18 protein-coding genes are annotated in these 17,334 nt (G+C 70.0%); 12 read left to right on the top strand and 6 right to left on the bottom strand.

What is annotated here, in order from left to right:
- The first annotated feature begins 72 nt into the window (after positions 1–72).
- Together FB559_RS12260 and FB559_RS12255 are read left to right on the top strand one after the other, a co-directional pair.
- The gene (locus FB559_RS12260) at positions 73–1,221 is read left to right on the top strand and encodes a 5-methyltetrahydropteroyltriglutamate--homocysteine S-methyltransferase (RefSeq protein ID WP_141955734.1); all 1,149 of its coding nucleotides are present in this window, start codon (positions 73–75) and stop codon (positions 1,219–1,221) included.
- Entirely contained in the window at positions 1,218–1,961 is a 744-nt protein-coding gene (locus FB559_RS12255; protein WP_141955733.1) for an SDR family oxidoreductase, read from the top strand. Before FB559_RS12260 ends, FB559_RS12255 begins: the two co-directional genes overlap by 4 nt.
- 37 nt (positions 1,962–1,998) lie before the next feature.
- Here FB559_RS12255 and FB559_RS12250 read toward each other — a convergent pair whose 3' ends face one another.
- A complete protein-coding gene (locus tag FB559_RS12250) occupies positions 1,999–2,355 on the bottom strand; it encodes a winged helix-turn-helix transcriptional regulator (RefSeq protein ID WP_141955732.1) in 357 nt (118 codons plus the stop codon).
- A gap of 85 nt (positions 2,356–2,440) precedes the next feature.
- Between FB559_RS12250 and FB559_RS12245 the strand changes: the two genes are divergently transcribed.
- Positions 2,441–3,064 carry an NAD(P)-dependent oxidoreductase gene (locus FB559_RS12245; protein ID WP_141955731.1) on the top strand — a complete coding sequence of 208 codons (624 nt, stop codon included), beginning with the start codon at positions 2,441–2,443 and terminating at the stop codon, positions 3,062–3,064.
- Between the two features lie 51 nt (positions 3,065–3,115).
- Here the strand turns inward: FB559_RS12245 and FB559_RS12240 are convergent, their stop codons facing one another.
- Both FB559_RS12240 and FB559_RS12235 read right to left on the bottom strand, forming a co-directional pair.
- Positions 3,116–4,549 carry a serine hydrolase gene (locus FB559_RS12240; RefSeq protein ID WP_221639986.1) on the bottom strand — a complete coding sequence of 478 codons (1,434 nt, stop codon included), beginning with the start codon at positions 4,547–4,549 and terminating at the stop codon, positions 3,116–3,118.
- Between the two features lie 190 nt (positions 4,550–4,739).
- Positions 4,740–5,222: a nuclear transport factor 2 family protein gene (locus FB559_RS12235; RefSeq protein WP_141955729.1), complete on the bottom strand. Its 483-nt coding sequence runs from the start codon at positions 5,220–5,222 to the stop codon at positions 4,740–4,742.
- A 109-nt stretch (positions 5,223–5,331) separates the two neighbouring features.
- On the opposite strand from FB559_RS12235, the gene FB559_RS12230 reads away from it, so the two are divergent.
- On the top strand, positions 5,332–6,270 hold the full coding sequence (locus tag FB559_RS12230; protein ID WP_141955728.1) for a LysR family transcriptional regulator: 939 nt from the start codon (positions 5,332–5,334) through the stop codon (positions 6,268–6,270).
- A 7-nt stretch (positions 6,271–6,277) separates the two neighbouring features.
- On the opposite strand, the gene FB559_RS12225 is transcribed toward FB559_RS12230, so the two are convergent.
- Positions 6,278–6,667, bottom strand: a complete 390-nt coding sequence (locus FB559_RS12225) for an ACT domain-containing protein (RefSeq protein WP_141955727.1) — start codon at positions 6,665–6,667, stop codon at positions 6,278–6,280.
- A 111-nt stretch (positions 6,668–6,778) separates the two neighbouring features.
- Between FB559_RS12225 and FB559_RS12220 the strand changes: the two genes are divergently transcribed.
- Together FB559_RS12220 and FB559_RS12215 are read left to right on the top strand one after the other, a co-directional pair.
- On the top strand, positions 6,779–7,165 hold the full coding sequence (locus FB559_RS12220; protein ID WP_141955726.1) for a hypothetical protein: 387 nt from the start codon (positions 6,779–6,781) through the stop codon (positions 7,163–7,165).
- A 158-nt stretch (positions 7,166–7,323) separates the two neighbouring features.
- The gene (locus FB559_RS12215; protein WP_246122440.1) at positions 7,324–7,653 is read left to right on the top strand and encodes a YciI family protein; all 330 of its coding nucleotides are present in this window, start codon (positions 7,324–7,326) and stop codon (positions 7,651–7,653) included.
- A gap of 217 nt (positions 7,654–7,870) precedes the next feature.
- Here the strand turns inward: FB559_RS12215 and FB559_RS12210 are convergent, their stop codons facing one another.
- Positions 7,871–8,638, bottom strand: coding sequence for an aminotransferase class IV family protein (locus FB559_RS12210; RefSeq protein WP_141955724.1), 768 nt, complete (start codon positions 8,636–8,638; stop codon positions 7,871–7,873).
- A gap of 274 nt (positions 8,639–8,912) precedes the next feature.
- Between FB559_RS12210 and FB559_RS12205 the strand changes: the two genes are divergently transcribed.
- The 5 genes from FB559_RS12205 to FB559_RS12185 all read left to right on the top strand — a co-directional run bounded on the left by FB559_RS12205 (position 8,913) and on the right by FB559_RS12185 (position 15,206).
- A complete protein-coding gene (locus FB559_RS12205; RefSeq protein ID WP_141955723.1) occupies positions 8,913–9,965 on the top strand; it encodes a quinone-dependent dihydroorotate dehydrogenase in 1,053 nt (350 codons plus the stop codon).
- 117 nt (positions 9,966–10,082) lie between these two features.
- Entirely contained in the window at positions 10,083–10,793 is a 711-nt protein-coding gene (locus FB559_RS12200; protein WP_141955722.1) for a nuclease-related domain-containing protein, read from the top strand.
- An 82-nt stretch (positions 10,794–10,875) separates the two neighbouring features.
- The gene (locus FB559_RS12195) at positions 10,876–11,937 is read left to right on the top strand and encodes a saccharopine dehydrogenase family protein (protein ID WP_141955721.1); all 1,062 of its coding nucleotides are present in this window, start codon (positions 10,876–10,878) and stop codon (positions 11,935–11,937) included.
- 211 nt (positions 11,938–12,148) lie between these two features.
- The gene (locus tag FB559_RS43800) at positions 12,149–13,804 is read left to right on the top strand and encodes a sigma-70 family RNA polymerase sigma factor (RefSeq protein ID WP_185792159.1); all 1,656 of its coding nucleotides are present in this window, start codon (positions 12,149–12,151) and stop codon (positions 13,802–13,804) included.
- 187 nt (positions 13,805–13,991) lie between these two features.
- Positions 13,992–15,206 carry a C40 family peptidase gene (locus FB559_RS12185; protein ID WP_141955720.1) on the top strand — a complete coding sequence of 405 codons (1,215 nt, stop codon included), beginning with the start codon at positions 13,992–13,994 and terminating at the stop codon, positions 15,204–15,206.
- A 49-nt stretch (positions 15,207–15,255) separates the two neighbouring features.
- On the opposite strand, the gene FB559_RS12180 is transcribed toward FB559_RS12185, so the two are convergent.
- Positions 15,256–15,738, bottom strand: coding sequence for an inorganic diphosphatase (locus FB559_RS12180; RefSeq protein ID WP_141955719.1), 483 nt, complete (start codon positions 15,736–15,738; stop codon positions 15,256–15,258).
- Positions 15,739–15,844: 106 nt separating this feature from the next.
- Here FB559_RS12180 and dacB point away from each other — a divergent pair, with 106 nt between their 5' ends.
- The gene (gene dacB, locus FB559_RS12175) at positions 15,845–17,239 is read left to right on the top strand and encodes a D-alanyl-D-alanine carboxypeptidase/D-alanyl-D-alanine endopeptidase (protein WP_246121537.1); all 1,395 of its coding nucleotides are present in this window, start codon (positions 15,845–15,847) and stop codon (positions 17,237–17,239) included.
- Positions 17,240–17,334 lie beyond the last annotated feature (95 nt).

Here is a 17,334-nt window from a genome sequence, read left to right as displayed (position 1 = left end):
TCCTCTCAGGCGACCCGGGCAATGTACACCGATATTGTCGAAGATCTCGTACACATCCAGGAGGCGCAGCGCATGGCCGAAACACCGATCACTGCCGAGACCGCCGGACGTCCGCCGTTCCGTGCCGACCACGTCGGGAGTCTGTTGCGCCCGCCAGCGCTGCTGCGAGCCCGCGACGACTTCGCGGCCGGGCGGATCGACGCGGAGCAGCTCCGGGCGATCGAGGACGAGGCGATCCGCGAGGTCGTACGGAGGCAGCGCGAAGCCGGGCTGCGCACGGCGACCGACGGCGAGTTCCGCCGTGAGTCGTGGCACATGGACTTCATCTACCAGCTCGGCGGCATCAAACAGGTCCAGGACGGCACGATCAAGGTGGCCTTCCACAACAAGGAGAAGACCTACGAGTGGGCGCCACCGTCGGCTCACGTCGTCGCGCCGCTGACCCTCGAAGACACGATCTTCGGCGAGGCGTTCACGTTCCTGCGTGACAACGCGGACGGCTCCACACCGAAGCTCACCATCCCCTCGCCGAGCATGGTGCACTACCGCGGCGGGCGTTCGGCGATCGACGAGTCGGTCTACCCCGACCTCGACCGTTTCTGGGCCGACCTGACGGCGGCGTACGCCGAGGAGGTCCGCCGGGTGTACGACCTCGGCTGCCGCTACCTGCAGCTCGACGACACGAGCCTCGCGTACGTGAACGATCCCGCCCAGCGCCGTCATGTCGCCGAGATCGGTGGCGACCCGGAACACCAGCACGAGCAGTACATCGCGAACATCAACCGCGTCCTGGCGGACCGCCCGGCGGATCTCACGGTGACCACCCACATGTGCCGGGGTAACAACCAGAGCATGTGGGCGGCCGAGGGCGGCTACGACTTCATCGCCGAGACGCTGTTCAACGAGCTCGCCGTCGACGGTTTCTTCTGCGAGTGGGACGACGAGCGGTCCGGCGGGTTCGAACCGCTCCGCTTCGTGCCGAAGGGCAAGCGCGTCGTGCTCGGGCTCGTCACGACCAAGCGCGGCGAGCTCGAGAGCAAGGACGACCTCAAGCGGCGCATCGAGGACGCGTCGCGCTTCGTCGACGTCGACCAGCTGTGCCTGTCGCCCCAGTGCGGCTTCTCCTCGACCAAGGAGGGCAACGACCTCACGCAGGAGCAGCAGTGGGCGAAGCTGGCCCTGATCGTCGAGACGGCCGAAGAGGTGTGGGGTTCGCTGTGACATCGAGTGGCGTCGCGGTGGTCACCGGAGCCGGTTCCGGGATCGGACGGCACGTCGCGCGGGCGCTGCTCGGAGCCGGTTACCGGGTGGCGCTCGCGGGCCGGCGCGCCGAGGCCCTGCGGGCGACGGCGGAGGGCTCCGGCGACGCGCTGGTGGTGCCGGCCGACGTCGGGTCGCCGGAGTCGGTGGCGCACCTGTTCGAGGAGGTGCGCCGCGCGTGGGGCCGGATCGACCTGCTCGTCAACAACGCGGGTACGTTCGGCCCCGCCGGTGCGGTCGACGAGATCTCCTACGAGGACTGGCAGCACGCCGTCGACACGAACCTCACGGGTACGTTCCTGTGCTCACAGCACGCGGTGCGGCTGATGAAGGAGCAGCGGCCACGCGGCGGCAGGATCATCAACAACGGCTCGATCTCCGCGCACACTCCCCGGCCCGGCAGCGTCGCCTACACCGCGACGAAGCATGCGATCACGGGCCTGACCAAGGCGATCTCTCTCGACGGGCGCGCGTACGACGTCGCGTGCGGCCAGATCGACATCGGCAACGCAGCCACGGAGATGACCGCGGGGATCGCACAGGGCGCCCTCCAGCCGGACGGACGCCGGATCCCGGAGCCGACGTTCGACGTCGAGCACGTGGCCCGTGCCGTGCTGTACATGGCGGGGCTGCCGCTCGACGCCAACGTGCAGTTCATGACCATCACCGCGACGAAGATGCCGTTCATCGGCCGAGGCTGACCACGAAGAGGGGGCCGGCGGCAATCCTCGCCGCCGGTCAGGTCTGGAGTGCCGCCTCGCGGGCGGCCATGACCTCGCTCATGTTCTTCTCGGCCCAGTCGGTGATGGCCTGGATCGGACCCTGAAGTGACATGCCGAGCGGGGTCAGCTCGTACTCCACTCTCGGGGGCACCTCGGCGAAGACCCGGCGGGTCAGCAGGCCGTCGCGTTCCATCGCGCGCAGTGTCTGGGTGAGGACCTTCGGCGTGACGCCGTTGACCGCCTTGCGCAGCTCGGTGAACCTCCGGGCGCCGTCGCGCAGGCTGAGGACGATCAGTACGGTCCACCTGTCGCCGATGCGGTCGAGGACCTGCCGCGTCGGGCACTCCGGGTCGAAGGCGTTTCCCTGGGTCATGGTTTCCTAAGGGTACCAATAGCACGTTGAAGTAACCGATATCCGGTGGATACCGTCATTCTCCAACGTCACAGGGAGATGTGCCATGAGGATTCTGCTGATCGGTGCGAGCGGCATGATCGGAAGCCGGGTCGCGGCCGAGACCCGCGACCGGGGACACGAGGTCACCGGCGCCACCCGCAGCGGTGCCGACGGAACGGAGAAGGCGGACGCGAGCGACACCGCGGCCATCGCCGCACTTGCCGCCGGTAAGGACGCCGTCGTCTTCTCGATCTCGGCGGGGCGCGACGGTACCCCCGCGGAGGGCCCGCTGCTCGCGGCCGGGCGAGCCGTGCTCGACGCCATGCGCCAGGCCGGGGTACGACGGCTGTTCGTCGTCGGGGGAGCGGGCAGCCTGGAGGTCGCGCCGAGCGTACGGCTGATCGACACGCCGGAGTTCCCCGAGATCTACAAGAACGAGGCGCTGGCCCAGTGCGCGCTGCTCGACGTGATCCGCGCGGAGGCCGAGGACCTCGACTGGACCTACATCTCGCCCGCGGCCGAGATCCAGCCCGGCGAGCGGACCGGGACGTACCGGAGAGGCGTCGGCCGGCTGGTCACCGACGCCGAGGGCCGGAGTGAGATCAGCGCCGAGGACTTCGCCATCGGGCTGGTGGACGAGCTGGAGAAAGGCGCGGCGGCCGACCGCCACATCACGTTCGCCCACTGAACGGCGACGGCCTGGCACCCACAGGGGTGCCAGGCCGCGACGCGGATCGGGTCAGTGCGAGTGTGCGGCTTCGAACTGGTCCATGATCTTGCCCAGCTGGGCGAACTTCTCGGTGTAGGCGACCGGGTGGGCGCCCGGCTCCGTCGGGGGACGGTTCGGGTCCTGGTACTGGTCACCGAGGTTGGAGAACATCGTGATGATGTAGCTCCGGCCCTGCTTGCCGGGCAGGGACTTCACGATGCCGGCGTCCGAGCCCGAGTTGCCGACCAGCCCGGTCTTGTGGGCGAACGTCACCTGAGCGGCCTGGTTGCACGGGCGCACGTCGTGGGCGTACGCGTCGCCGTCGACGGTCGTGGTGCCGTCCGCGGCGATCCAGCGGGACGCGGTGAGCTGGGGGATGCCCGGCGCCGGGTAGTCGGCGCCGCACCAGCTCGTGGTCGACAGCACGTCGTTGAAGCCCTGCTGCGCCAGCTCGCTCTTGAAGAACTGCCGCGAGGACGGGCTCAGCGCCGCGCTCGTGACGGCCGTGCCGTTCGGCGTCGTCCACAGCTTGCCCGAGCCGCCGTTGATGATCATCAGCAGCTTGGCGGTGTCCAGCGACGTCATGGTGACGGGGTTGGACCAGTGCCCGCCGTTCGCCGGGTTGGTCTCCTTCAGCTGCATCGTCTCCAGGCCGAGGTCCTGGAACGTCTGGTTGAGCCCGTCGACCGCGTTGTGGTCCCAGAGCAGCTTGGTGAGTGCGCAGGACGCGCCGTTCGAGGAGTACGTGATCGACGCGTCGATGTAATTGCGAATGGTGTTGCTCGACGCGTCGCCGCACAGCGAACTCGGCGTCGTCGGCTGATAGTCGTAAGTGTCGTCAAGGCTGATGACACCCTGGTCGACCAGGCGGAGTACACCGAAGTTGACCATCAGCTTGAGTACCGATGCCGGATAGGGCTCCATGAAATCGAGAGGAGCGCTTTCCCGGCCGGGAACGATGTCGATGGTGCCCTGAGCATGGTTGGTGTACCAGCCGGCGTCATCCCATTGACGCCAGCGAACGGCGTCCGTGTGGTAATTCTTGTCGACCGGTACGACGACTCCGTGCGGATACTGCGGGCTCATCAGCACGGTGCCGGAGGACAGCGGCCGACCGTTCTTGTCCAGCTCGATGACGCTCATGTCGATCTGCGGCTGCTGCGAGATCGGCGCCGGTGCGGCAAGGGTGGAGAACCTCTGTGCGCGCTGGGCCGGCGACGCTGCGTCCTTGTCCACCGACTGGGCGGCGAGGGTACGGGCCTGCGCTGTTGTTGTCGGCGGAGCAAGGTCGAGGACCTGCTCGAAATGCAGCTGGTCCATCGCCTGCTGAAGCTTCTGTGCTACGCCGCTCGCGGAGTCATTCGAGTGCTCGGCCGCCTGGGCCGGCGCGATGGCGGTACCCAGCAATGCCGTCGTCGCCGCGAGGCCGACGAAGGCACGTGTACCTATTCCCCGGATTTTCACATCGAAGACCATAGCAAGATCAAACACACCTGATGCGGCAAAAGTGGACAGATAAAATATTTCGATATTTGTGGAAACTTGGTGCAACAGATTGGGTTGTGTGGCCCCCACATGCGGAGATAGAGCCGCGCTGTGGACGGGTGGCACCGATGACCGAATCCGGCTCTCAGACGCGCGACGGCACGCCGGCTCAGCCGAAGATGGCCTTGGGCTCACCGGTGTACCAGACGTTGTCGATGCGGATCCGCCGGATCGTCCACCGCGCGCCGTCGCGTACGAGGTCGGTGTCGTAGAGGTTCTTGAGCAGGGCGTACTTCGTGTGGTCGGCCTTGAGCAGGTGCTGGGCCTCGACGATCGCGGTGAGCCGGGCGGTGTCGCCGTCCACCCGTACGCGGGGGTTGGTGACCACGTGGGTGGTGTCGACGCGGTCCGCGAACAGACCGAAGATCACGTTTACGATCGTGTCGCGCCCGGTCATGAGGTCGCTCTCGATCCCGGCCTTGACCGCCGCCGGGCGGAAGTCGAGTTCGGCGTCGGCGGAGAACGCCGAGGCGAACAGTTCCCGGTCGTGCAGATCCTGCCCGAGGCCGAACCGGTACAGCGCGTCGATCACCTCCGTACGGTCCCTGAGCCCGTCCTCGGCCGACAGCGCCTGATGCGTGGTGACGTACATGTTCTCTCCTTCGGAATCCTTCGATGTCTTCACGATCAGGCCGTGGCGTGCTCGGAACAACGGCGGGTGCCGCAACGCTCCTTTAGCGAGGATTAACGAGGAGTCACGGATGGAACAGCGGGAGATCGAGGCGTTTCTGACGCTCGCCGACGAGCTGCACTTCGGCCGTACCGCCGAACGCCTCCACGTGTCGACGGCCCGGATCAGTCAGGCGATCAAGACGCTGGAGCGCAGGGTCGGCGCTCCGCTGTTCGAGCGGACCAGCCGCCGGGTGGCGCTGACCCCGCTGGGACGCCGCCTTCACGAGGACCTGCGACCGGCGTACCAGGGGATTCAGGAGGGACTGGAGCGAGCGATCGCCGCGGGCCGTGGCGTCGACGGTGTCCTGCGCGTCGGCTTCGTCAACGCGGCGGCGGGCCGGCTCATCCTGCTGGTCGCGGACGGCTTCCGCGTGCGTCATCCCCGTTGTGCGGTCGAGATCCGCGAGGTCCAGGTCGGCGACTGCCTCGTCGCGCTCCGCGCCGGCGAGATCGACGTCCTGCTCGCCACCTTCCCGATCGAGGAGGCCGACCTCACCACCGGTTCCGTGCTCCTGAGCGAACCCCGCGTACTCGCCGTCTCCTCCCGGCATCCCTTCGCGCGCCGGGAGTCGGTGTCACTCGAGGACCTGGCCCGCGACGAGGTCCTGCGCGCCCCGTGTTCGGACCTGGACTACTGGGAGGCCGCGCGGGTACCCGAGCGGACGCCCGGTGGCCGACCCATCGAACGCGGGCAGCCGACCGCGACGTTCCAGGAGATGCTCACCCTCATCGGTGCGGGGCGAGGCATCTATCCCGTCGGCGCCCACGCGACCCGGTACTACACGCGGCCGGACGTCACCTACGTCCCGTTCCGCGGCGCCCCACCCCTCGAATGGGGTCTCATCTGGCGAACCTCCGCCGAGACGAGCAGAGTCCGCGCCTTCGACGAGGCGGCCCGCGACGTCATCACGGCGCGCGGCGGCCCCGAGCACGACGCCGTCAGGCCGAGGGCCGTCGCGGCCCGGTGACGGGCGCTCATCGCCTGCCCAGGGCGTGCAGCACGTCCACGGCGTCGCGGGCGCGCGGCCACGGGACGAAGAGATGGTCGTGGTGGTAGGCCGAGACGGCGTTACAGCTGATCCCGGCCTCGGTCAGGGCCGTGGCGATCGCGGCCATCATGCCGACCGCCTCCAAAGACGAATGGACGCGCAGGGTGATCCACGCGCTGGGTGAGACGTACGGGACGCCGGCGCGGTCCGCCTCCTCCGCGGGGAGGACCACCGTACGTCCCTCCGCCTCGGTGAAGGTCATCACCGGGTTCAGGCCCGGCACGTCCTCCGGCAGGGTCGCGAAGACGTACACGCCCTCGTGCAGCTCGGGGTCCAGGCCGGACAGCAGCCGGTCAAGGTCGGTTTCTCCGCTCACGCCGGCCACCGTACGAGGCAAGGAAGATCTTGCGTGACACCAGGTCCCCCCTAGCCGCGCCCGGTTACAGGTTTCCCGACAGGGTCGACGGAACACGGGGGGAGCGGCCGGATGCGAGGCTGGCGGAACAGGGTGGGCCGGCTGGTGGCGATCGTGGCCGTGGCGCTGGCCGGTACGGCGGGCGCGGCGTTCGCCGATCCTCTGCCCAGGCCGGGCGGCCACGGCGTCGCGGGCAAGGGGAACACCGCGACGCGGCACGGCGTCGTGCACAAGGGGCACCATCACCTGCGGCCCCATACGGTCGTCCGCTGCCAGAACGACGACACCGAACAGATCGATGACTTCGACAGTGATGGCGGCGAGCCGGTGCACATCGTCTCGCCCGGCGCCGCGGAGGCGGCCGGCGGGGGCTGCCCCGGTGCCCAGGACGCGCTCGGCATCGCCGACGTGCTCGCGGGCGGCCACCGTACGCGCGCGGGCGTCCCGCTGAGGCGCTGAGAACCCCTCCGCCCGTACGGTGGGAAATCCGCAGGCCGAACGGGCGGGGATTTCCCGAGCAGGGATGTCGAGGATCCGTCCTCCGCTCCGACTGATCGGCGAGAGGCGGCCGGCACGGCCGCCCCCGTACTCGACGAGGAGTCACGACCGTGAAGTACATGGTGCTGATCTACAACCGTCCCGGGTTCGTCGAAGAGCTGTCCGAGGCCGAGCGCAGCGAGCTGTTCGGCGATGTCGACGCGCTCCTCAAGGAGCTCACCGACTCCGGTGAGCTGCTGAGCACTCACGCGCTGGCCGACCCGGCGACGACCCGGACCGTACGCGTGCGCGACGGTGTCCAGGCGGTCACCGACGGGCCGTTCATCGAGGCCAAGGAGCAGTTCGCCGGCTACCTCCTCCTCGAGGCGAGCCTCGAACGGGCCATCGACGTCGCGGCGCGCTGGCCGGACGCCAAGAAGTTCGCGATGGAGGTGCGGGAGGTCCTCTGAGAAACACGCCCCACGGACGGGAACAAACTCTCCAACCCCTCTTGTTACACTCGACGTGGCCGGTGCGTCCGGAGTCCCCCGGGCCTAACCACTGCCTTCACGGAATACCGTTCGGCTGGAGCCGTGTTGTGCCTTTCGCCGTGAGGCGACCCGCGCACCGGTACACCTACGTGGAAGGCCCCGTCAGGATTCTGGCGGGGCCTTCCACGTCGGAAGCTCAGATCACGTCCCAGGTCACGGACTCATACGCCTGCGTCACGGTCTTCATGAACGCCTCGTCCACTCCGAGCCGCAGGTCATCGACGCGCTCGACGGCGGCGACGCCGCGGGAGTTGGTGACGAAGACACCGCGGAACTTGCCCAGGTCGGCGACGAGCACCGGACCCCGCCGCGACGGAACCCCCTGCGCCGGCAGCGCCTTCTCCAGCAGCAGCATGGTGATCCCGTCCAGGGCCGGCGCGTCGGGCCAGATGACCGAGGTGCCGTCGAAACAGCCGAGGTTGGTGATCGCGCCTTCGGAGATGACCCCATCGGGATCGGTCAGAAGCGCCTCGTCGAAACCCTCACGCTCGGCGAGCCGCCGGTGGTAGCTCTGCCCGAAACCCCCGAGATGCTTCACGTGGGCGAGGGGGCGCTGGTAGGAGACCGTACGCAGGCCGAGAGCGGTGTCCGGTCCGGCGATCGGAGGCCGTACGACGACCATCACCGACGGGCTCTCGCCGAACACGATGACGCGTACGGCCGCGTCGGAGATCTCGCCGAGAGCGTGCCGGATGCGGTCGCGCACCAGCTCACCGGGCAGACCGGCGCCGTAGAGCTCGCGGTTGGCCGCGTCCAGCCGTGCGAGATGCAGATCCAGGCCGCGCGTGCGCCCGCCGCGTACCTGCATCGCGGTGAAGTGACCGTAGTTGAGCATCGCGAGGACGCTGAGCTCGGAGGTCGTCGCGGCGTGGCCGTCGATCTCGAAACGCGGGAGAGCCGTCACGGCGTCCACGTTAGCGACCAGGACCGCCCGCCGGTCGAGCAGAGCCGACGCCGAGCCTGTCCGGTGCCGGGCTGGTGACCGCCCTCGGGGTGATGGTCCTCGCCATCACGCACGCGTGCACCTGCAGCGCGATACGAATGCGTTCCTGTCGCGATCTTGACAGCCGCCCCCGTCGTCGCCGTCCGGGCGATGGTCTCGTAACCTGTGAACCGGCGCACTCCTTCGATGTGGGTGGTCCTCCAAGTCCAGCTGTGGAGTGAAACTGCACGCTCCGATGTACCGACTCCTGTTCGCCACGCTGCTGCGCCGCATGCCGGCCGAGACCGTGCACCGGCTCAGCTTCCGTGCCCTGCGCGCCCTGGCCGCCGTCCCCGGGGCGCTGCCTCTCGTCCGCCGCCTGTTCGGCCCGCGTGACCCCGCGTTGCGGGTGCGGGCGCTCGGGCTGGACTTTCCCGGTCCGCTCGGGCTCGCGGCCGGGTTCGACAAGGACGCCGAGGCGTACGAGGCGCTGGGCGCCTTCGGCTTCGGGTTCGTCGAGATCGGCACGGTCACGGCGCGTGCGCAGCCCGGCAACCCGCGGCCGCGATTGTTCCGCCTCGTGCGGGACCGGGCGATCGTCAACCGGATGGGCTTCAACAACGATGGCGCACGCGCGGCGGCGGCCCGGCTGCGCGGGCCACGCAGGATCATCGTCGGCGTCAACATCGGCAAGACGAAGGTCGTCCCCGAGCACGAGGCCGTCGCCGACTACGTCGAGAGCACCGAACGCCTCGCCGCCCTCGCGGACTACCTCGTGGTCAACGTCAGCTCTCCGAACACCCCCGGCCTGCGTGACCTCCAAGCCGTCGAGCACCTCAGGCCGCTGCTGGAGGCCGTGCGCGCGGCGGCCGTCCGCGCGACGCCGCGTCGCGTACCGCTGCTCGTGAAGATCGCCCCGGACCTCGACGACGCCGACGTCGACGCGGTCGCCGACCTGGCGCTGGACCTCGGTCTCGACGGCATCATCGCGACCAACACCACGATCTCCCGTGACGGACTGACCAGCGCGAACGCCGAGGAGGCCGGAGCGGGCGGGCTGTCGGGCGCGCCGCTCAAGGGCCGCTCGCTGGAGGTCCTGCGACGCCTGCGCGAGCGGGCCGGGGACCGGCTCGTGCTGATCTCGGTCGGCGGCATCGAGACCGCCGACGAGGCGTGGGAGCGCATCCAGGCCGGCGCGACCCTCGTCCAGGCGTACACGGGGCTGATCTACGGCGGTCCGTCGTGGCCGCGCGGCATCAACCGCGGCCTCAGCGCCCGGCTACGACGCGAGGGCCGCACGACGCTCTGATCGCGTACCGTGACCGGCCCATGACTCGGTCGGCATGTCGTCAAGTGCCTTGAACCCTCGTCCGTGCGACATCACTCTTGCCTTTGAGGAGGAGTGGTGCCTGGACGAGGTGCTTCCGTGGCCGGTGCGTCGGCGCAGGCCCGTTACCGCAGTCTGCGGGCCCAGTACCGGCAGGAGCGGGTCCTCGCGCGGCTCGTTCTGGCGGGCGTCGCGGGCTCCATGACGGCCGGGCTGTTCGACTGGCTGCCCGGAATGTCGGTCGCCCTCGGGATCCTGCTCCTGCACTCGCTCTTCCTGCGCGTCAAGCCGGACCCGGTCACCCGGTGGCGACGCGGTGCCGCGGCCGAGCGGCGTACGGGACGGCGGCTCGCCCGGCTCGACCCCGCCTACTTCCACGTGCTGCACGACCGGGCGCTTCCCGCGGCGTCCCGCGCGAACCTGGACCACCTCGTCGTCGGGCTCACCGGCGTGTACGCGATCGTCTCCCGCCGGTGGCCGCCGCTCACCCGGCTGCGCGCCGCGGACGAACGCATGTGGGCCGGCCCGCGGCCGATGACGCGAGTGCTGGTGATGGCGAGGGACGCGGCGCGTACGGTCGCCGAACACCTCTCGGACGATCTCGGTCGCCGCGTGGAGGTCAACGCGGTCATCGTGGTGCACGGCGCGCGAATGCCCCATGCGGGCTTCGTGTTCGACGGGGTCACGGTGCAGCGCGCCAAGCGGGCGGGACGGCTCATCCAGCGGCAGCCGGCGGTGTTCACCACGGCCCAGGTGGCGGCCATCGCCGCCGCGGCGGAGCGGATCCTCCCCCCGATGATCGACGTCTGACGAAATACCAGCACGCTTTGTGACTGATTAGTACTCTCAGCGCAACAGGTCGGATTTCGACATGTAGCTGGGGGGAGTCGTCATGGCGGGCCGCATCGTCGTCTTCGGCGCCACCGGCTACACGGGGACCCTGACCGCCCGTGCGCTCGTCGCGCAGGGCGCGCGGCCCGTTCTCGCCGGACGCAACCCCGAGACCCTGGCGAAGCTGGCGGACGACCTCGGCGGCCTGGAGACACTGCCGGCCGACGTCGAGGAGCCGCGTACGGTGCGGGCCCTGGTCGAGCGGGACGACGTGCTCGTCAGCACGGTGGGACCGTACCTGCGGTACGGCCGCGCCGCCGTGGAGGCGGCGGTCGACGCGGGTGCGCACTATCTGGACTGCACCGGTGAGCCGCCGTTCGTCCGCGAGGTCTTCGAGGTCTACGGCCCCCAGGCGCATTCCGCGCTGATCCCGGCGCTCGGATACGACTTCGCGCCGGGCAATCTGGCCGCGGCCCTGGCCCTCGACCGGGTCGGCGACGACGGGTTCCGTGTTGACATCGGCTACTTCGTCGGCGGCGGCGACCTGTTCCGCGGGCTGTCGGTCGGCACCCTGCGGTCGATCGCCGGAGTCGCGTCCGCGCGGATGTACACCTTCCGCGGCCGCATCCATGACGAACGCCGCGCACGCGTACGGGACTTCGACGTGGCGGGCCGGTCGCGTACGGCCCTGTCGATCGGCGGTTCGGAACACTTCGCGCTGCCCGCCTCCTACCCGGCCCTGTACGAGGTCAACGTCTATCTGGGCTGGTTCGGGCGTGCGACGCGGACGGTCGCGGTCGCGCCGCGCGGGGCCGCGGCACTCGGCATACGGGTGGGCCTGGGCGCGCTGGCACGTCTCGCGGGCCGGTGGCGAGGCGGGAAGAGCACCCTGACATCGCGCATCGTCGCGGTGGCCTATGACGCCGAGGGTGCGCTTCTGACCGATGTGCACCTTTCCGGCGGAGATCCCTATGATTTCACCGCTCGCGCCCTTTCCTGGGCCGCCTGCCAGGCCGCTCAGGGAATGGTCGAAACGGGTGCACTCGGCCCAGTCGGGGCATTCGGACTTTCGGAGCTCGAAGCGGGCTGCGCCCTGGCCGGGATCGCTCGCGTCACCGGCTGAGCCCACGGCTGTCCCGTGTCCTGCGAGGCATCCCCGCCGGTACGGAGCAATACCCGCAAGCCAGGCAAAAGCACCAAACCCATCTAAAAAATGGCTTATCGCGATAAAGGATTGAATTCTAAAGACGCTTTCCGTAAGCGGTGGTAATAATCTCCGACGGTTCTTCGGAAACTGTTGAACGTGAGACGGAAAAGGCTTTAACTTCAGCGCCATGGAAGACCGGCTTTTGGTCGAGGCGCTGCGGTCCCGTGATCCGATCGCGATGGGTGCGGTCTACGACGACTACGCCGAACCCCTCTACGGCTACTGCTGGTTCCAGCTGCGCAACGCCGACGCGGCCCAGGTGGCCTTCCGCGACACGTTGATGTGCGCCGAGGCACATGTCGGCAGGTTGCGGACGCCCGCGCGGTTCGGCGCGTGGCTCTACGCGCTCGCGCGGATCGAGTGCCGCCGCCGGCGGCCGGGCGGCCCGATCCAGCCCGACCTGCCCGTCGCCCGGCACGACCAGGACGACGTCGATCTGCGGCTGATGGCCTGGCGTGCGGTCACCGGGCTGCCATCGCTCAGCCGCGAGCTCCTCGACCTTCGCCACCGGCACGGCCTGACCACCGCCGACATCGCTCTCATCACGGGCCTGCGCACCAGGGAGATCGGCGAGCTCCTGGCACAGGCCGGCGTGCTGCTCGAGGCCGCGCTCATCGCCGAGATCCTCGCGCACGACGGCCTCGACGCCTGCGCGCGGCGTGCGGCGATCCTGCGGCCACGCACGGACGAGATCAACGAAGACCTGCGCGAGGCGCTCGTACGGCACTCACTCGAATGCGGCCGGTGCGCACGTCACCTGCCCGAGAACATCGCACCGCGCAAGGTGTACGACCTCCTGCCGCACGCGCCGCTCCCGCAGCTGCTGCGCGCCCAGGTCATGAACTGCTTCACCGACCCCGACCTGGCCGGATACCGGCTCTTCGCGGCCGCACGCGTCTCCCGCTTCGGCGCGCACGGCTTTCCGGCGCAGCCGGGTACGGGCCGCCGGGCCGCCTTCCGCCGGTTCTCCGAGGACGCCTCGCGCCACACCGCACGCGGCTGGGCCCGCGCCCTGACCGCGATGGCCGGCGCGTTGATCGCGGCGGTGACCGCGACCGCCCTGTGCCGCTACTTCGGGGAGGAGGCCTCACACGGCTCCCACGGGGTCGTCGCCGCACCGCCGGGGGCCCGCTCGCCACGGCCGAGCCCCGCGCCGCCAGGCGACCCCGGGGGCGCGCGTCCGGTGGCGGCGGCACTGCCGCTCGGGACACCTCAGGTGGCCGGTCCCGCGGCGCTGCTGGACGGCCTGCCGCCGAAGGACTTCCTGCGAGCGCCTGGTGCCGATGACTTCGGCGTCTCTCCCGGCCGTCTCTCGCTGCCGGCCGGCGGCACGGGTGCGATCATCCTCACCTCGGGCGGCGGCGACGCGGTCGCGTGGCGCGCTTCCGTCGCGGGCCCGGTCCGCGTCAGCCCCGGTGGGGGCACGCTGGAGCGGGGTGCCGCCCAGGTCATCACCGTTCAGGCGCCACGTAACGGGCCCGGCTCGGCGGTCGTCACGTTCTGGCCCGGAGGGCGCCAGGTCGAGGTCGCCTGGGCCGCCCGGCCCACGCCGCCTCCGCCTCCGCCACCCCCGTCTCCCACGCCCACACCGACGCCGACGCCGACGCCGACGCCGACGACGCCCAGCCCCACCGAGCCTCCGCCGACCCAGCCCCCGCCGCCCAAACCCACGCCGGCCGAGCCCACACCCGCCACGCCACCGTCGCCCGCTCCGCCCGCGGCACCACCCCCGACGCCGAGCGAGCAACGGCAGCTCGCACCTTCGTCCGGGCAGACCGACTGACGGGCGGAGGTGCCGATCTCCGCCCTCGTCCCGATACTCCGGAATCCAGGGCACAGTCTTGGATCATGAGGTCACCGGGATGTGAGTGACGGGGGACATCGCGTGGTGCGCGTGTTTTCGGAGCGTCGCTAGTGGTAACCCTTCGTGATAGCCCGCTCGGCGGCGGGCGGACCTCCGGGGGGAGAAGTTGGCAGGTTCCCATCCGCGCCGGCGACGGCTCGGCGCGATCGCGTTCGCCGCGATCGCGGTCACGGTGCTGCTCTCCGGCCCGTCACGTGCCGACCCCTCCCCGAGCTCGCGCGACCTCGCCAAGAGCGACAAGCAGGTGCGCGACCGTGCCGCCGACATCGGCCGGATCGGCGCCGAGCTGGCGCAGGCCGACGGGCGGCTCGACGACATGAACGACCAGGCCGAGCTCGCGATCGAACGCTTCAACGGCGCGCGTGCCCGGCTCGAGCAGGCCGGCCATGACTATCAGGCCGCGCGCGACCGGTCGGCGCACGCACATGACCGGCTGGGCCAGACCCGCCGAGAGCTCGCGAGGTTCGCCGCTAACGCCTACCGGACCGACAACACCTACCCCTCGGCCGCCGCGGTGCTCGGCGGGCGCGGAGGCCCGGCGGGATTCTTGGAACGGGCCTCCTTCATGCAGTTCTTCGCGAACCGGCAGCACTTCGCCGTACGGCAGGAGCAGGCCGCCGAGACCATCGCCGGCCTGTTCGAGAAGCAGTCGCGCCGGGCCCTGGAGGCGCAGCGTGGTGCGACCCGCGCCGCCGCGAGCGCACGTCAGGCCGCGACCGCCGCGGTGGCGCGTCAGCGGGCGAGCGTCAAGCAGATCCAGCAGCGAAAGACGGCTCTGCTCGCCGCCCTGGGCAAGGCACGGGCCCGCTCCGCCGAGCTGCGGCGTGCGCGCGACGCGAACGCCGGCGTACCCAAGGTGACCCCGGCCGGCGTACGCCAGATCACGCGTTCCCTGCCGCACGGCTCAGGGATGGGCGCGGTGGCCGTACGCGCCGCGCTCAGGTGGATCGGCACGCCGTACTCCTGGGGCGGCGGCAACCCGGCCGGACCCACGCTCGGCATCGCGCAGGGGGCGCACACCGTCGGCTTCGACTGCTCGGGACTGGTGACGTACGCCTGGGCACGCGCCGGCGTCCCTCTCACTCACTACGCGACGTCGCAGTACAACTCGGGCCCGCACCCGGCACGCAACCAGTTGCGCCCGGGTGACCTGGTCTTCTTCGCGCACAATCCGTCGAACCCGAGCACGATCCACCACGTCGGGATCTACATCGGCAACGGTCAGATGATCGAGGCCCCGTTCACGGGGGCGAGAGTACGGATCTCGCCCGCGTTCCGCCCGGACTACGCGGGCGCCACCCGGCCGGCCGGACCTCGGTAGGTGGCTCGCCCGGCCGGACCGAGGGGACGGCCGGACCGGGCACCGGACCTCAGTGTTTCTCGGCTCGCTTGAACGACCGCTCGATCTCGGCCTCGGCGTCACTGCGGTTCGCCCAGCTGGCACCCTCGACCGACTTGCCGGGCTCGAGGTCCTTGTAGACCTCGAAGAAATGCTGGATCTCCAACCGGTCGAACTCCGGCACGTGGTGAATGTCGCGCAGATGTTCCATCCGGGGATCGGTGGCCGGCACGCACAGAACCTTGTCGTCACCGCCGGCCTCGTCCGTCATCCGGAACATGCCGACCGTACGGCAGCGGATCAGGCAACCGGGGAAAGTGGGCTCCTGGAGGAGCACGAGAGCGTCGAGCGGATCGCCGTCCTCGCCCAGCGTGTTGTCGATGAAGCCGTAGTCCGCCGGATACTGGGTCGACGTGAACAACATCCGGTCAAGTCTGATTCGTCCGGTTTCATGATCCATCTCGTACTTGTTGCGCTGTCCCTTAGGGATCTCGATAGTGACGTCGAATTGCACAATGTCCTCCGCTCCCCGGGGCGGGCCGAGGTGGTTCTGGTTGGATGTTGGCCTGTACAAGAATGTCGCACGTCACTAGTGCTGCGGCGATGAGAGGGGCGTTAAGGTGCGGAGGCCCGAGCGCGCCGTGGCCATGATCACACTGGCGCTGCTGAACGTCTTCCTGGTCACCGCCGCCCTGGCAGTGGTGAAGCTCACACCGGATCGTTCCCTCGCGCTCAGACCGCCAACCGTGGCGGCCAGAGCGATCGTTCCCGCCGGTCCGCTCACGATGGCGCCGGCCGCCGCGACCGCACCGCTGCCGTCGGCCGGTTCGCTGGCGGCACGGCTGGCCGGTCCGATGCAGAGCGCCGGCCTCGGCCAGAACCTCAGCGGTGTCGTCATCGACGCGATGACCGGCCGGTCCCTGTTCAGCAGCAACGCCGGACAACCGGCGGTGCCCGCCTCGACGACCAAGCTCGTCACGGCGGTGGCCGTGCTCGCCTCGGTGGGCTCGGACCGCCGGCTCACGACCAGCGTCGTACGGAGCAACCGGGGTGTCGTCCTGGTCGGAGGCGGCGATCCCACGCTGACGACGGTCAGCCCGAAGAACGCTTACCCCAAGCCGGCATCACTCGCCGAGCTGGCGAAACAGACGGCCGCGGCGCTGAAGGCCGCGGGTACGACACAGGTGAGGGTCGACTACGACGTCTCGGCGTACCAGGGCAGCCGGATGGCCCCCGGCTGGAAGCAGCTCTACTTCTCCCCGGAAGGCGACGTGGCCCCGGTGAGCGCGCTCGAGCTGGACGCGGGCCGGATCGTGCCGGGATCCCAGTACACCCCCCGCGTCCAGGACCCGCCGTCGGCCGCCGCGCAGAGATTCGCCCAGATGCTCACCAGCCGTGGCGTGACGGCGCATGCCGGGTCGCCTGCGACCGCGCCCAAGGGGGCCCACCGGCTCGGCGCGGTGCAGTCGCCGCCGATCTCGGCGCTGGTCGAGCAGCTGCTCACCCACAGCGACGACGACGTCGCCGAAGCCATGGCCCGGCAGGTGGCGATGAAACTCCACCGGCCGCCGACGTTCGCGGGCGGTGCCGCGGCCACGCGCGAGGTGCTCGCCGGGCTCGGCATCAACGGGGGCGTCGAGCTGTACGACGGCAGCGGGCTGTCGCACAACAACCGGATCACACCGTCCGCGCTGGCCAAACTGGTCGCCCTGGCCGCTTCGCCCGCCCATCCCGAGCTGCGCACCGTGCTGTCCGGCATGCCCATCGCCGGGTTCTCCGGCACGCTCGACGACCGGTTCGACACGGGTACGGCCTCCGCCGGGAGGGGCACCGTACGGGCGAAAACGGGCACCCTCGACGGGGTCAACACCCTTGCCGGAGTCGTCGAGGACGCGGACGGGCGACTGCTGGCCTTCGCCTTCATGGCGAACCAGGTGCCGGCGAGCCGGGTGGACGCCGTGCTCACTTCGCTGGACACTCTCGCCGGCACCCTCGCCGGCTGCGGTTGCCGTTGATCGAGTGAACGGGAGTTCATCGCGTGTCCACAGGCGTTGGAGTCTGTGAGGCATGCTCCCCAGGCGATCGGGGACGTACCGTTAGGTGGAGGGCC

The organism is Actinoallomurus bryophytorum (genome assembly GCF_006716425.1).
Classification (GTDB): domain Bacteria; phylum Actinomycetota; class Actinomycetes; order Streptosporangiales; family Streptosporangiaceae; genus Actinoallomurus; species Actinoallomurus bryophytorum.
This window is presented reverse-complemented; position numbering and strand designations above follow the sequence as displayed.